At 44.8% G+C, this 13,615-nt stretch carries 11 protein-coding genes; 8 read left to right on the top strand and 3 right to left on the bottom strand.

Annotated features, from left to right (window positions below; translation table 11 throughout):
* The first annotated feature begins 115 nt into the window (after positions 1–115).
* Positions 116–3,622 (top strand): glycosyltransferase, encoded by a 3,507-nt coding sequence (locus QT979_RS11020; protein ID WP_333309844.1) that lies wholly within the window; start codon positions 116–118, stop codon positions 3,620–3,622.
* Positions 3,623–3,693: 71 nt separating this feature from the next.
* A complete protein-coding gene (locus QT979_RS11015; protein ID WP_333309841.1) occupies positions 3,694–5,022 on the top strand; it encodes a GH39 family glycosyl hydrolase in 1,329 nt (442 codons plus the stop codon).
* Positions 5,023–5,311: 289 nt separating this feature from the next.
* On the opposite strand, the gene QT979_RS11010 is transcribed toward QT979_RS11015, so the two are convergent.
* Complete coding sequence (locus QT979_RS11010; RefSeq protein WP_333309839.1) at positions 5,312–5,611, bottom strand: contact-dependent growth inhibition system immunity protein; 300 nt, start codon at positions 5,609–5,611, stop codon at positions 5,312–5,314.
* Entirely contained in the window at positions 5,608–6,147 is a 540-nt protein-coding gene (locus QT979_RS11005; protein WP_333309836.1) for an RNase A-like domain-containing protein, read from the bottom strand. Before QT979_RS11005 ends, QT979_RS11010 begins: the two co-directional genes overlap by 4 nt.
* Positions 6,148–6,465: 318 nt before the next feature.
* Between QT979_RS11005 and rfbF the strand changes: the two genes are divergently transcribed.
* From rfbF to QT979_RS10980, 5 genes are all read left to right on the top strand, one after another.
* Positions 6,466–7,242, top strand: coding sequence for a glucose-1-phosphate cytidylyltransferase (rfbF, locus tag QT979_RS11000; RefSeq protein WP_333309834.1), 777 nt, complete (start codon positions 6,466–6,468; stop codon positions 7,240–7,242).
* A 299-nt stretch (positions 7,243–7,541) separates the two neighbouring features.
* Positions 7,542–8,606 (top strand): acyl-CoA dehydrogenase family protein, encoded by a 1,065-nt coding sequence (locus QT979_RS10995; RefSeq protein ID WP_333309831.1) that lies wholly within the window; start codon positions 7,542–7,544, stop codon positions 8,604–8,606.
* A gap of 77 nt (positions 8,607–8,683) precedes the next feature.
* Entirely contained in the window at positions 8,684–9,415 is a 732-nt protein-coding gene (locus tag QT979_RS10990; RefSeq protein ID WP_333209266.1) for a cyclase family protein, read from the top strand.
* Positions 9,416–9,524: 109 nt separating this feature from the next.
* On the top strand, positions 9,525–10,271 hold the full coding sequence (locus QT979_RS10985) for a DUF1995 family protein (protein WP_333209265.1): 747 nt from the start codon (positions 9,525–9,527) through the stop codon (positions 10,269–10,271).
* A 329-nt stretch (positions 10,272–10,600) separates the two neighbouring features.
* Positions 10,601–11,371 carry a metallophosphoesterase family protein gene (locus tag QT979_RS10980; protein ID WP_333209263.1) on the top strand — a complete coding sequence of 257 codons (771 nt, stop codon included), beginning with the start codon at positions 10,601–10,603 and terminating at the stop codon, positions 11,369–11,371.
* 312 nt (positions 11,372–11,683) lie between these two features.
* Here the strand turns inward: QT979_RS10980 and QT979_RS10975 are convergent, their stop codons facing one another.
* On the bottom strand, positions 11,684–12,535 hold the full coding sequence (locus tag QT979_RS10975) for a M48 family metallopeptidase (RefSeq protein ID WP_333309827.1): 852 nt from the start codon (positions 12,533–12,535) through the stop codon (positions 11,684–11,686).
* 371 nt (positions 12,536–12,906) lie between these two features.
* Between QT979_RS10975 and QT979_RS10970 the strand changes: the two genes are divergently transcribed.
* A complete protein-coding gene (locus QT979_RS10970; RefSeq protein WP_333209260.1) occupies positions 12,907–13,431 on the top strand; it encodes a DUF4330 domain-containing protein in 525 nt (174 codons plus the stop codon).
* The last annotated feature ends 184 nt before the right edge of the window (positions 13,432–13,615 follow it).

Below are 13,615 nucleotides of genomic sequence, written 5' to 3'. Positions count from 1 at the left end.
CATATTTACCTTCTTAACTTAGAATTCTTTCTTCTTTCTTCTTCCTTCTTCCTGACCTCTATTACATCCGTTTCAGAATCCGTCCCCGAACCATTCCTTATCACAGATAAAATTCATGTCAATTTCAAATTCGACAGCGCGAGTAAGTGTAATTATCCCAGCATATAATGGATCTCGCTACATCGCGCAAGCGGTAGAAAGCGTCATCAGCCAAACCTATAAAAACTGGGAAATTATCGTCGTAGACGACGGCTCAACCGACGACACCCGCCAAGCATTGCAGCCTTATTTTGACAAAATTCGCTATGTTTATCAGGAAAACCAAGGAGTAGCTGCCGCGAGAAACCGAGGAATTCAAGAATCCAGAGGTGAATTAATTGCTTTTTTAGATCAAGATGACTTTTTCTTGTCCGATAAGTTAGCTGGACAAGTTGCGTTATTTGACGCTCAGCCATCACTAGGAATTGTTAATAGTGGCTGGCGAATGGTTAAAGAGCAAGGCGAAAGTATTTTCGATGTCACACCCTGGGAATACTTGCCTCAGCTAGACTTAAAAACCTGGATTGTTTATATGCCCCTACTTCCCAGCGCCATGATGTTTTCGCGGCAGTGGCTGGAACGAGTCGGTGGCTTTGATTCTCAGTATGATTCAGTAGATGATGCCGACTTAATCTTGCGTTTAGCCCTATCTGGCTGCGAAGCTGCTTGGTTGCCTCAAGTGACAGTATGCTACCGCCAGCACGGGCAAAATGTGTCCATCCAGAGAGCGCAGAAACAAGCAAATCTTGCTATTAAATTAAAGCAAAATTTATTCGCCCGATCGGACTTGCCAGAGGACATTCGTCAATTGGAAAAGCCGGCTTTTTATGAGATTCTAACATGGATGTCGTGGCAACTTTTCTACAGCGGCTATCCGGCAGAAATGACTGAGTATTTGCAAAAATCTTTAGATTATACCCCGTACTCCCTGACAGCAACTATAGCAGATTGGGTAAAGCGCATCACTGAAATTGCTAAAACCTACGGCTGCAATATCGATGCCATTTCTCTCAGAAAATTACCAGAATGGAAACAGTTAATGGCTAGTATCATTCCTCCCAAAAAAGTGCGCGTCAGTGTCATCATCCCGACTTACAACTGCGAGCGCTACATTGTCAGAGCCGTAGAGAGTGTTCTCAGCCAGACTTATCAAAACTGGGAAATTATCGTCGTAGACGACGGTTCAACTGACAACACTCGCCAATTTTTATCACCTTACCTCGATTTAATTCAATACATCTATCAAGATAACCAAGGAACAGCAATTGCTCGAAATCATGCTTGTAAGTTAGCAAAAGGGGAATTTTTAGCTTTTCTAGATGCTGACGACTTCTTCCTACCTGAAAAACTAGAAAAACAAGTAGCTTGCTTTGACGCTGACCCCACATTAGATATGGTGCAAACAGGTTGGGTTATCGTTGGCAAAAACGACGAAGGCATCTATGGAGTCAAGCCTTGGGAAGAAGCACCCAGATTAGATTTAGAAGCCTTTGTTTTCTACAAATCAGTGCGTCCCAGTGCCATGATGCTGCGGCGAGAGTGGTGGGAACGCTTGGGGGGTTTCGATCATAGGTTGCCGCCAACTGAAGATTTAGATTTTGTCCTACGTTTAGCTTTAAAAGGCTGCAAGTCAGTTTGGTTAAAAGAGATATTAACCTGCTATCGTCAGCACGACAGCAATATCATGTCCAACGGCTCCATATTAATGAAAAATACGGAAATTTTGATGGAGCAATTTTTTGCGCGGCCAGATTTACCTCAGCACATCCGCGACTTGAAACGCGCGGAACGTTACAAGTGTTGCGTATGGATAGCATGGCGGATGTACCGCGACGGATATTTGCCAGAAATGGTCGAAAGTCTAGAAAAATCTCTGCATTACACTAATCTGACAGGGACTGAAACTGTTTTTAATTGGTTGGAAACTTTTAAGGGGGTTTCGGAACAGTACGCCTACAACTTTGATGCCTATGCCTTAACCAATTTACAGGAATGGCAAGACATAGTGGCGATCGCAGCAAACAATCCTTATCAGTTCCAATCGACCGCCAGTTCGCTTTCTCGGCAGCAGACAAAGCACGTACTCCTGTACACAGAAGACTCAGGAGTCGGCGGTTTGGCTCAGTTTAACCACTCGCTGATGTGTAAATTAGCTGCTGATGGCTACCGAGTAACCAGCGTTCAAAGTCAAGCTTCTAATCCTTTAATTACCGAACAAAAACAGCTAGGTATCGAACATATTTGGCTAGAGTTCGACACGATGAAAGAGTTTTTGCGAATAGCTTACAATTTAGATGATGCTCAAAAGATTTACGCCCAAGCTCGACCGGATTTAATTATATTTAGTGACGGCTGGCCGATGGCTAACTTTGCAGCTAAACAAGTTGCGATCGAGCAAAATATACCGTACATAATCAGTCTGGGTTATATCAATCGCAATTATGAGACCTTCGATCGCGGCGATCAAATTCCCTATTTCGATGCAGTTGCCTACCAGTACATTGTAGCCAAAGCAGCAGTAGCAGTTTCCCACGAGAATTTAAACTTGTTCCAAAGTCTATTTAAAGCACGTCTTGAACGGGGCAAAGTAATCTATTATGGCAGACCAAATAGTTATTTTGAGCCACCGAATCTTTCAACTCGCCAACGCCTGCGTCAAGAACAAGGAATCCCCGAAAATGCTGTCGTTTGTTTCACGGCGGCGAGATTGACTCCTATTAAAGGATATCAGTATCAATTGCAGGCGATCGCCCAATTGAAAAATCGTCCGATTTGGTCGCAAATTTACTTTGTTTGGGCCGGGCCTGGGTCTACTACTCACGACAATATGGAACCTGAATTAAGAGCAACTGTGAGCCAATTAGGAGTAGAAGAACAGGTGAAATTCTTAGGACAGCGCTGGGATATTGCCGATTGGCTCGACGCCAGCGACATCTTTATTTTATCTTCCCAAGCAGAAGGAATGCCGCTAGCAATTATGGAAGCAATGGCGAAAGGATTGCCCGTAATTGCCACAGCCGTCAGCGGTATTCCCGAAGAATTGGGAGACACGGGAAAGCTACTGCCCGATCCTACAATCGATCCAGCAGGAACAGTAAAAGAGTTGGTAGAAACGGTCGAAATATGGGCAGAAAATCCCGAAGCGCGCAGGCTTGCAGGACAATCGTGCAAAGCGCGAGCCCAAGAACTATTCAAAGAAGAACGGATGCTTCGGGAATATGAAGAAATAATTGAGCAGGCATTTGTAAGTGACGATGAGAGCGATAGTTTATCTATTAGTCCGAAACTCAAAAAACAGGTACAGCAAGTGGATAGCCTGCTGAAATACTATTATTTAGTGTGGAAAGCTTGGGAAGCTTACGATCGGGGAGATATGTCCGCGATGGTGAATAATTTGCAATCTGCTTGGGCCTGCACACCTTATTTTACCACAGAAACTATCTTTGATTGGGTGAAAAATTTTGGTATTTTTGCTGCGGAAAAAGGAGTTCCGTTCGATACCAACGAGCTGATTAACTCCCGATCGTGGCAACAAGTGATAGAATCAATACAGGGTTTTGAAGTGTTGTCATACGTTCGTTAAAACTGAGTTCTTGCAGCCTTATTAGGAACGGGCTAGATGCCCATTCCACCAAACATCAACTACAAAAAAATATGCAACTTACATTCAAGTTCCCACGTATTAGTAAACTGCTGCCAATTGGTTTAGCTATTGTCACTGTTCTGTTAATAGCCTATTTGGGACAGCCAAGAGCGATCGCCCAACTGCGATCGAACGTTACAGTAGATTTTGGACAGCCAGCCACCGGTACAATTTCCATGAGCGGCATCCTGCACGGAATCGACACCGCAAAACCGCCGGATAGTTCTATCAAACCCTTGCAGCCCAAACTTTGGCGGGCGGGGAGACTCGATATTTACGATCGAGTAATCGCCAGCGGAGCCGAGTTTCAGTTAGTAGTCAGCGATTTGTGGGGCTACGGTAGCAATCCCAATGGGTGGCCCTATCAAAACTACCCTGCATGGGAAGCATTCATCCGACAGTTAGCCCAGCAAAATAAAGGCAAAAAAATTATTTGGGATGTATGGAATGAACCAGATTGGAAAGATCCATTTTGGAACGGAAGCAGAGAACAATTCTTTGAAACTTACAAAAGAGCTTACAAAATCTTGCGGGAAGAATTGGGGCCGTCAGCAATGATTGGCGGGCCAAGCCTCGGCCGCTACAGCAAAGAATATCTCGCGGCTTTTTTGGATTACTGCAAGGCTAACAAACTTGAAGTTAATTTCCTCTCATGGCACGAACTTAACGACACGATGATTTTATTTGTTGACGATCACGTAATTGAGGCTAAACGCAATTTTCAGCAAAGTCCCTCTTACAAGGAACTGAAATTGCAAAAAATTTACGTCAACGAAATTGTCGGGAACTTAGCGCAGTACCAGCCGGGGGAAATATTAGGTTATTTGTATAATTTAGAGTATGCGAAAGCTGACGGTGCTTGCAGAGCTTGTTGGGAGAGTAAAGGGCCAAATAAAGTTAGCAATTGCTTCAACAATACCCTGAGTGGGATGGTCACGCCTAATACTTTTGAGCCAAGAGCCGCTTGGTGGACTTACAAAGCTTATGCTGACGGAGTTAATTCGCGGGTGCGGAGTTGGTCAAATAACAATCGCCTTGTCGCTTTAGCCAGCAAGTCCAATCCTGAAGGTAAAGCACAGATACTTTTAGGTTATTTCGATCCCAATTTTTCCTCAGCAACAACGGTAACATTAACCCTCGGCAATTTGGAGCAGCTAGGTATTCAAAGGGGTCAGAAAATCACTCTAAAATTAGAAAAGATTCCCAACAATCAAGAAGGAGCAGTGCCACAGCTTGTCACCGTTAAAGAAGAAAGTTTGTCGGTGGGTAGCGGCAGCTTGGCTTATGTTATCCCTAATTTCAACGTCCACGAAGGCTACTTATTGACGGTTAGCAAGTGAGCTAGCTATCCTATTGAATTGTGAACAAATTGTAGGGCCACGGCAGTGCCCATTGGTGTCAACAAACACGTTAAACCGATAGTCCGACAGGGGTTGAAACCCCTGCCTCAAAGCTAAAGTCCTCTAAAAGAGGACTAATGAATTATTCAGTCCTCTTTTAGAGGACTTTGGCTATTAGACAGGGAATTCATTCCCTGGCGGACTAGCGGGTAGGCGCGAGGACTAGCGGACGAAAAGCTTAAGTTGACACCAATGGGCACGGCGCCGTGTCCTTACCAATATATAGAGTTTAGCTGGGATTATTCAAAGATTTTTGCACCGATTCCAACCATTCTCTGACTGTTTTATTTTCGGATTGTGGGTCGTAGTAACACCCTAATTCATCGAGAATGAATGCTTCTAAATCCGCTGGGGCGATCGGCATTTCTAGCAGTTTGCTGAGCTCTTGCGATGCAGCTTCAACACTTGGGCGCGGTTCGCTACTGCGGTAGTTATTCACTACATCGCTGGGAGTGTCAGCTTCTAACAGCCAGTCTTGGTGAAAGTAGGAACTGAAAAATTGGGTTAAATGAGGAAATTGATCGATCATTGGGGATAGGCTGTGAGAATAAAGTATCCGGGAGGTAATTTGGCGCTGCGCTGGAGGACGATTCTCAGGCGAGATGTTGAAGTTGCTTTGGATGCGCGGCGACGCAGAGTAATGCCAATTATTCTGTTGGCATTGTAGTCGATCGTATAACGATTACCTCGACTTTTCACCCAAGAGTCGATCGCACTTTGATTTCTGTTCATTGCTTCCGCAATACTGGCTTCGGCCACGGAACGATCAGTAAAAGAAGATGCGGCAGAAATTCTAGTTTCGCTTGCGAGTCGCTGTGCTAGTTGTGCTTCTGTTTTACCAACGTGTCTCTCTAAAGTGTGTCCTCCTGCTGCTTCGTGAAAGTCTAATCCGCCGCCCGGTATGTTGGGTACAAAAGCTACGGTAGTTTGTGGTATGGTTGAGATTTTCGGTGCAACAACCGTGGCGTAAACACCAGGTATAGCCGATGGGAATAATATAATTATTGAGGCGATCGCGCATAGGATACCTAAAAACTTTTTTAGGCGATCGAGTTGATTTTTCATTGCTCTTGAATCTATTTCTTATATTTAGTATAGGTACTTGCTGTTTTTTTGTCTATTTCTTAATCGACTCTTAGTAAGTTAGAAAATGCGCTGTATTCAAATATACAGTTCGCAGTACCCACCCTACGGTTAGTTAGAAATTGCGCGCAGTATTCAAATAGACGCTGGGGTCGCGCGCACCCTACAATTATTTATAATAGTTCGTGATTTCTGCAGTTTACAAAGCTTCACTCACTATGAGAAAATGTTAATAATTCTTTGAAAAAAATCTTGATGATTGATGATAAGTTAATTTATTATCTTTAAAAATGTGAAAAAATGCAAGTAGTTATCCTAGCAGGCGGTCTCGGTACTCGTCTCAGAGAAGAAACAGAATTTCGTCCCAAACCCTTAGTTGATGTGGGGGGGCATCCGATTATTTGGCACATCATGAAGATCTATGCACACTTCGGTTTCCAACACTTTATTGTGTGCTTGGGCTATCGCGGCAACATGATTAAAGAATATTTCCTTAATTATGAAGCCATGAACAATGACTTTACTATCTGTCTGGGACGCCAAAATACCATCACTTATCACGAGGAACATCTCGAACAAGATTTTAAGGTGACACTGGCAGAAACTGGCGCTGAAAGCATGACAGGAGGGCGGGTAAAACGGATCGAAAAATATATCGATCGCGAGAATTTCATGGTGACATATGGCGATGGAGTAGCTGATGTCAATATTGAGGCTTTAGTCGATTTCCACAAGTCTCACGGTAAGCTGGCTACTGTCACCACATTCCGTCCGATTTCTCGCTTTGGGATTTTGGATGTAGACAGCGATAGCCGCGTAGTACAATTTACTGAGAAACCTCAAATCGACGGCTGGATTAGTGTTGGATATATGATATTTAACCGCCGGGTATTTGAGTATTTGGGGGAAGATGATTGTATTTTAGAACAGGAGCCGATGCAGCGTTTGGCTGCAGACGGACAGTTGATGGCTTACCGTCATGAGGGCTTCTTCTTTGCGATGGATACTTTTCGAGAGTACAAGTATTTAAACGAACTTTGGGATGAAGGGAAGGCTCCTTGGAAAGTGTGGAAATAACTGAGATTTTGCACCATTCTCAATAAGCCTTTATGGGCGGGCAGGATGCCCACCCCACAATAAATTTACTCTTTGTGGAACAGGCATCTTGCCTGTTCTTGAGAATGGTAAAAAATGTGAGGAAATAAGTTAGTTTTGGGGAAGATTTTTAGGCTTGCCACAATAATTTGAATAAAAATCACTAAGCTGTCGCGCATTAAAATTGTAGATTCAGGGCGGGCGGGACACCCCACAAGACGGGGAATTGTTTTTTAACAGACAATTTAAATGTAGAACAGCTTATAAAATAATTATAAAAAATGGATTCACAAGATATTCTCAACAGCACAGAAACTTACCTACAAAAGTGCGTTTCCCCCCACGCGGAAATTATCGACAGCGACTCGGAAGCCCTGAAAACAGCAGTTGCGGGATTGGAAGATCGATCGCTCTTAGCATTGCGAGTTCCCCAAAAATGGGGCGGTGCGGAAATTGCACCGGAGATTTTTTACCAATATCAGGAATTGACGGCTCGATATTCCGGCGCTTTGTCTTTCCTGCAAACTCAGCACCACAGCGCAACTGCCATGATTGCCAACAGCGACAATGAAATGCTAAAAAGCAGATACTTGCCCGCGATCGCCCAAAAAGAGTTACGCTTGGGTATTGGGTTTTCGCATTTGAGGCGATCGGGCAATCCGGCCGTCACCGCAACTCCCACAAAAGATGGCTATTTACTGTCAGGAAAAGTTCCTTGGGTAACAGGTTTTGGCTTGTTTCAAAAGTTTATTGTAGCGGCGTTACTTCCTGACAAACGCGCTGTTTTCGGTTTAGTACCTTTTGCCAATATTGAACGCGAATACGGTAAAATAGCTTGTAGCGACATCATGCAGTTAATCGCTATGAACTCGACTAATACTGTGACAGCAACTCTCGATAATTGGTGGCTGCATGAATCGGAAATAATTTCAGTTAAACCTGTCGGCTGGATTTCGGAAAACGACAGCAAAAATATACTGAATTTTGTTCCGGGTACTTTTGGCTGTATTCGAGCCGGATTGGATGTAATTGCTGCAGCGGCGGCTGCTAAGAATTCACCTTTTATAACGACGGCTTGCCAAAAACTAGAGCAAAAGCTCGATCGGCTAAAACAGAATTTCCCACAATCTCAACATAGCTCGAAAGCAGAACAATTAGCGCTGCGAGCTCAAGCCATTGATTTAGCGGTGCGTTGCGGGCACGCGGCGGTTGCAGTTTCTAGCGGTGCTGCTAACGGTGTGCTACACCCCGCCGGGAGAGTTTATCGAGAAGCTTTGGTGTATACTGTTTCCGGGCAAACCAAGGATGTGATGGAAGCAACGCTCGATCGACTAATCGAATTTTAGATTTTAGATTTTAGATTGAGTTCGCAGAAGGTAAAAAACTCAACTGTGTTTAATAAATAATAGATATATTTAACCTGATGACAAACAACTTTAAGTCAAATAACTTAAAAACTATCGCCTACAGCAAAATTGTAGACTTAACCCATGCAATTCACCCAAATATTCCCATTTGGCCAGGAGATCCAGCGACAGAAATTACCACAGTAGCTCAAATAGAAACAGACGGGTATTTCCTGCGAAAATTATCGATGGGAGAACACAGCGGCACTCACATCAACGCACCCAACAGCTTTTATGTAGGAGGCGCCAGCATTGATAATTATTCCCCGCAGTCGCTCGTTGTGCCGGCAATTGCGATCAATATCCGAGAGCAAAGTCTTGCCAATCCAGATTACACTTTAACCATAGACGATGTATTAAATTGGGAACGGCAGCACAAACTTATAGAACCTGGAAATCTAGTTTTATTGTATACTGGCTGGCAAGAAAAATGGGATAATCAGGGAGCATTTTTCAACCGAGACGATCGCGGAATTTGCCACTTTCCCGGATTTAGCAAAGCAGCAACTCAATTTTTGCTAGAAGAACGCTCTATTGCGGGAGTTGGAACCGACACTCACGGAGTCGATACCGGGCAAGATGAAAGTTTTGCGGTTAACAGATTGGTATTGGAAAAGCAGCGAATAGTGCTGGAAAATCTGGCAAATCTCGACTTGTTACCTGCGGCTGACATCACTTTAGTTATCGGAATATTGCGCCTTTTGGGAGGTTCTGGCTCGCCTGTGTCGGTGTTAGCTTTTGTTGCTTGAGGCGGTAAAACTTACATCTTGCACCATGCTCAAGAACAGGTAATTGAGAATGGTGCAATATCTCAGGTAAAATTAGATAGAGAGAAGTCGAGTAAAAACAATAAGATTAATGACAGAACTGCCCAAGGATCTCAACGAGGCAATCGCCCAATCCCGCATTGCCACCGCCGCTGCCCTCTCGGACGGCAAAACTCTACTGCAAGTCGAATTAGTATTTCCAGAAATCGCCCTGCAAGCACAGTCTATCACCTTACAATTTCTCCCAGAATTTGAGGAAATCTACCCCGGAGTAAAAGTCTTTTTTCCCGACACCGGTGCGGCAGCCCTCGCGCGCCGCGACTGGGGAGAAACACCGTTTAAAGTCACTGATTTGGGTAGTAGTCGCACCCCTGTTGAAGATAAAATAGCACCGGAAGATCAACTTTTCCTTTTGATCAATCCAGCAGCCGTAGAAGTTGCCCAAGTCGAAAAAATTTATATAGCTGCGGCAGGTCGCCCAGTAATTCTACTCAACCCCCGCCTGGAAGATGTTGCCACCATAGGTATAGGCTATGCGGGCCGCCAATTGCGCGATCGATTCCTCAGCAAAATTGAATCCTGCTACTATATCAGACCCCTAGACACTGCGGCTTTATTCCGCTGCTACCCCCAATCCTGGCAAGTGTGGCTGGAAACAAACGACGAATACGAACTAATTTCTGAAACCGCCCAAAAACCTGTCGGAGACGATTTAGAGCGGATTTTAGCCGGTTCTCTCCCAAGCGCCGATCCTGACTCCACCACACCTGCCAAACCCTTAAAAAAGAAAGGTTTTTTGGCAGAACTCCAGACATTTCTCAAAGCTTTGACTCAGTGACCATTGTTAAGGCTCGATCGTATTTTACGGTGTGTCAGCTAGGATTATTTTCGACTTAATCCGTCGGCTAATCGCTGATGCACCCTAAAGAGTGAAATAACTCAAAGCTTTGCCTCAGTAACAGCAGTTGCAGAAGCAGAATTAGCAGCTTGCCTGTGTTTCTATCAGTAGCTACGCAAACAGCTACTGGTGAGCTTTACAGAATCTTTATAAAAAGCAGTATAATGGGTGACACCCCTCCCCCGTAAAAGAGGGCAGGCAAATAACAGCAAAATCAGATGCTATAAGCTAGAGATGGGGCTTTTGAGTCAGGGAAGCGGATAAACACAATGGAGCACCGGCGCATTGTTATCGGGGACGTACACGGGCATTACGACGGCTTAATGACCCTGCTAGAGGCACTTGCCCCCGGCTTGGACGATCGCGTCTATTTTTTAGGAGACTTAATCGATCGTGGCCCCAAAAGCGCTCAGGTATTAGATTTTGTGCAGCAAAGCCCCTACCAAACTCTGTTGGGCAACCACGAACAACTGATGCTGGAGGCTTTGTCGGGGACGCCGATGGATATGCGAGCGTGGCAATCTTGGCTCTACAGTGGCGGCGATGCGACAGTAGCAAGCTACAGAGATACAGGGATGATGCCGTACAAACACTTAGAGTGGCTGCGATCGCTCCCTACGTACCGGGACTTAGGGGACATCTGGCTGGTTCACGCGGGCGTTGACCCCCATCTGTCGATCGATGAACAGTCGATCGAACAACTGTGTTGGATTCGCAGGGAATTTCACACCATGTCGAAACCCTATTTTCCCAATAAATTAATTATCACCGGTCACACGATTACCTTTACCTTTCATGGGGTTAGACCAGGCGAATTAGTCAGGGGCGAAGGGTGGTTGGATATTGACACGGGTGCTTATCATCCCAAAAGCGGCTGGCTGACAGGATTTGATCTCAGCTACCGCAGAGTTTATCAAGTAAATGTATTTAACCATCAAGTCCGAATTTTGCCGTTTGACGAAGTTGTTCGGCAATTGAAGCCGCAGCCGATTGCACCCCCGGAACCTGCGATCGATTCTGTTGTTCCACAGGAGTGTTAAATCAAGTTTTAGTTGTAGGGTATGTCAGCTTAAGTCCGATCTATTAAATCGAAATTAATTTGCTGCTGACTTACCCTAGTAACTGGATTTATTTTTTAACGAACCGCGAAGACGCGAAGATCGCGAAGTAAGAAAAGAGAAGGGAAGAGAAGAGAAAATACTTCTTGCAAAAGTCCTTTTAAGCAAAGTTTCGGACGGGCAAAATGCCCATCCCACAATAGAAAAAACTTTTTGTGGGATGGGCATCTTGCCCGTCCCAGCTATTTCTGCAAGAGGTCTAAAAGAAGAGAGTGCCTGATAGATTTACCTTTGCTACGAACCTAAAAGTCTGCGGATCTCTAGCCTGTAATCCTCATTATCTAAACCTTCACCGCTAGCAAGATCTGGATCTATAGCCTGCGAAATAGCAGCAATGCGATCGCCAGTTGCCGGGTGAGTGCTCAAAATGCTCGGAGGAGAAGGCTTGTTGAGCAACTTTTTCATAAAATCAACCATCCCAGATTGAGCGTAGCCCGCTCGCCCCATAGTTTGCAATCCCAACTGATCCGCTTCATACTCAGCTTGGCGACTGTGGGGACGGCGCAAAGCCAATTCCACGCCAATCTGAACCGCCTGAGATCGATCGAGCCCAGTGGCCGAAGCTACACCTGAAGCGATCGCCATTTGACGCATTTGTTTAATCGCGTGGCGAGCATTAATGTGAGCGATTTCGTGGGCGATCACACTTGCCAATTCTGCCTCATTGTCCGCCGCTGTCATCAAGCCTTTATTCACATAAACAAAACCGCCCATAGTTGCAAAAGCATTAATCGTGTCGTCGTCAATGACTTGAAAAGTATAAGGAATATCGGGGCGAGTGCTTTCTTGAGCGAGTCGTTGACCGATGCGGTTGATATATTCTGTAGTGTCCCGATCGCGGTCAATCTTAAACTCGCTGTTCGTTAACTGCTGATTAATTTGTCTGCCAATAGTCACCTCTTGGCGATCGGACATATTCGACAATTGAATAACTTGAATGCCGCGAAAAATTAGTTCAGGCAAAGAAAATGCTTGAGTGGGTTCCGGGGAAACCACCCAGATACCCGCAGCCACAATCAGGGACAGAAACAGATAAATCCCCCGGCCACAAGTATGCCGGCAAGTCAACCAAAAACTTTTTAACATGAGTGATAGGTGCCAGAAGTTAGATAAAATTGTAGGAAAAACTCGAAAAGTCACTAAATAGGCAGACGTAATTTGAGGCTGCTTAGTTGCTATTCTAGCTTTTTGTCAATTTTTAACGGCGCCACCAGCTTATGGGCGATCGAGCCAAGGCCAACCAACCGCTGTCAACTCCCTTCTGGGTTAAGTGCCCCAGTCATGCGGATTTTGGGCGATCGTTGTGGTAATATCTTTTAGCTTCATGACTTACGCATCAATAAAGTATGTCATTGCCAGCGGTAGCTCAGCAATAGCAGCATCTGTTTTTCATCGATGTCTGGGTAAGTCCTGAGCTTGTAAACATACTCCTGTCGCTATCAGTATAATAGGCGATTATGAAAATTTTGGATTCTCAAGGCCGACTGTTCGGCAAACTCAGCATTCTAGACGTAGGTGCGGCTCTGATCGTACTGCTAGTTGCAATCGGAATCTTTTTCTTTCCCGGCACTTCTGGCGGTTCCGTCGCCCAAGTCGGCACCAGTGTCAAACCTGTAGAAATTGATGCAATTGCGATCGGTCTCAAAGGAACAAACGTTCAAGATTTGTTCAAAACAGGTGATAAAATCAATGTGGTGATCCGCAATCAACCCTCCGGTCAGATTACCATCAAATCTGTCAAAACTCTCACCAGAACCCTAGCAGTTCCTCAGCCCAACGGCACTCTGAAAGCTCTCCCCGATCCAAGAGAAGAAGAAGCTTTCAGCAAAAATATGATGTTTACCTTAGAGGGAAAAGGTCAACTTACTGAAAATGGCCCGGTTTTAGGTAATACGAAAGTCAAAATTGGCACCACGCTAGAGCTTGAAGGTAACAAGTACATTTTCAACGCCAGCGTCATCGACGTGCGAGTAAAAGAATAATTAGTAGTCAGTAGTCAGTAGTCATTAGTCAGTAGTCATTAGTCATTAGTCATTAGTCATTAGTCATTGCTAATGGGGAGGGGGGAAGAGGGAATTCATATTCCTTCTTCCTTCTTCCTTCTTCCTTCTTCCTTCTTCCTTCTTCCTTCTTCCTTCTTCCTTCTTCCTTCTTCCTTCTTCCTTC

It is taken from the genome of Microcoleus sp. w2-18bC1 (genome assembly GCF_036700365.1).
Classification (GTDB): domain Bacteria; phylum Cyanobacteriota; class Cyanobacteriia; order Cyanobacteriales; family Microcoleaceae; genus Microcoleus.
Note: the sequence above shows the minus strand (reverse complement) of the source record. Positions and strands in the feature narration are given on the sequence as shown.

Bases quoted from the DNA above. Each gene is read 5' to 3' on its own strand.
- QT979_RS11020 (WP_333309844.1), top strand. From the start codon at position 116: ATGTCAATTTCAAATTCGACAGCGCGAGTAAGTGTAATTATCCCAGCA.
- QT979_RS10970 (WP_333209260.1), top strand. From the start codon at position 12,907: ATGAAAATTTTGGATTCTCAAGGCCGACTGTTCGGCAAACTCAGCATT.
- QT979_RS10975 (WP_333309827.1), bottom strand. From the start codon at position 12,535: ATGTTAAAAAGTTTTTGGTTGACTTGCCGGCATACTTGTGGCCGGGGG.
- rfbF (WP_333309834.1), top strand. From the start codon at position 6,466: ATGCAAGTAGTTATCCTAGCAGGCGGTCTCGGTACTCGTCTCAGAGAA.
- QT979_RS10985 (WP_333209265.1), top strand. From the start codon at position 9,525: ATGACAGAACTGCCCAAGGATCTCAACGAGGCAATCGCCCAATCCCGC.
- QT979_RS11015 (WP_333309841.1), top strand. From the start codon at position 3,694: ATGCAACTTACATTCAAGTTCCCACGTATTAGTAAACTGCTGCCAATT.
- QT979_RS11010 (WP_333309839.1), bottom strand. From the start codon at position 5,611: ATGATCGATCAATTTCCTCATTTAACCCAATTTTTCAGTTCCTACTTT.
- QT979_RS11005 (WP_333309836.1), bottom strand. From the start codon at position 6,147: ATGAAAAATCAACTCGATCGCCTAAAAAAGTTTTTAGGTATCCTATGC.
- QT979_RS10980 (WP_333209263.1), top strand. From the start codon at position 10,601: ATGGAGCACCGGCGCATTGTTATCGGGGACGTACACGGGCATTACGAC.
- QT979_RS10990 (WP_333209266.1), top strand. From the start codon at position 8,684: ATGACAAACAACTTTAAGTCAAATAACTTAAAAACTATCGCCTACAGC.
- QT979_RS10995 (WP_333309831.1), top strand. From the start codon at position 7,542: ATGGATTCACAAGATATTCTCAACAGCACAGAAACTTACCTACAAAAG.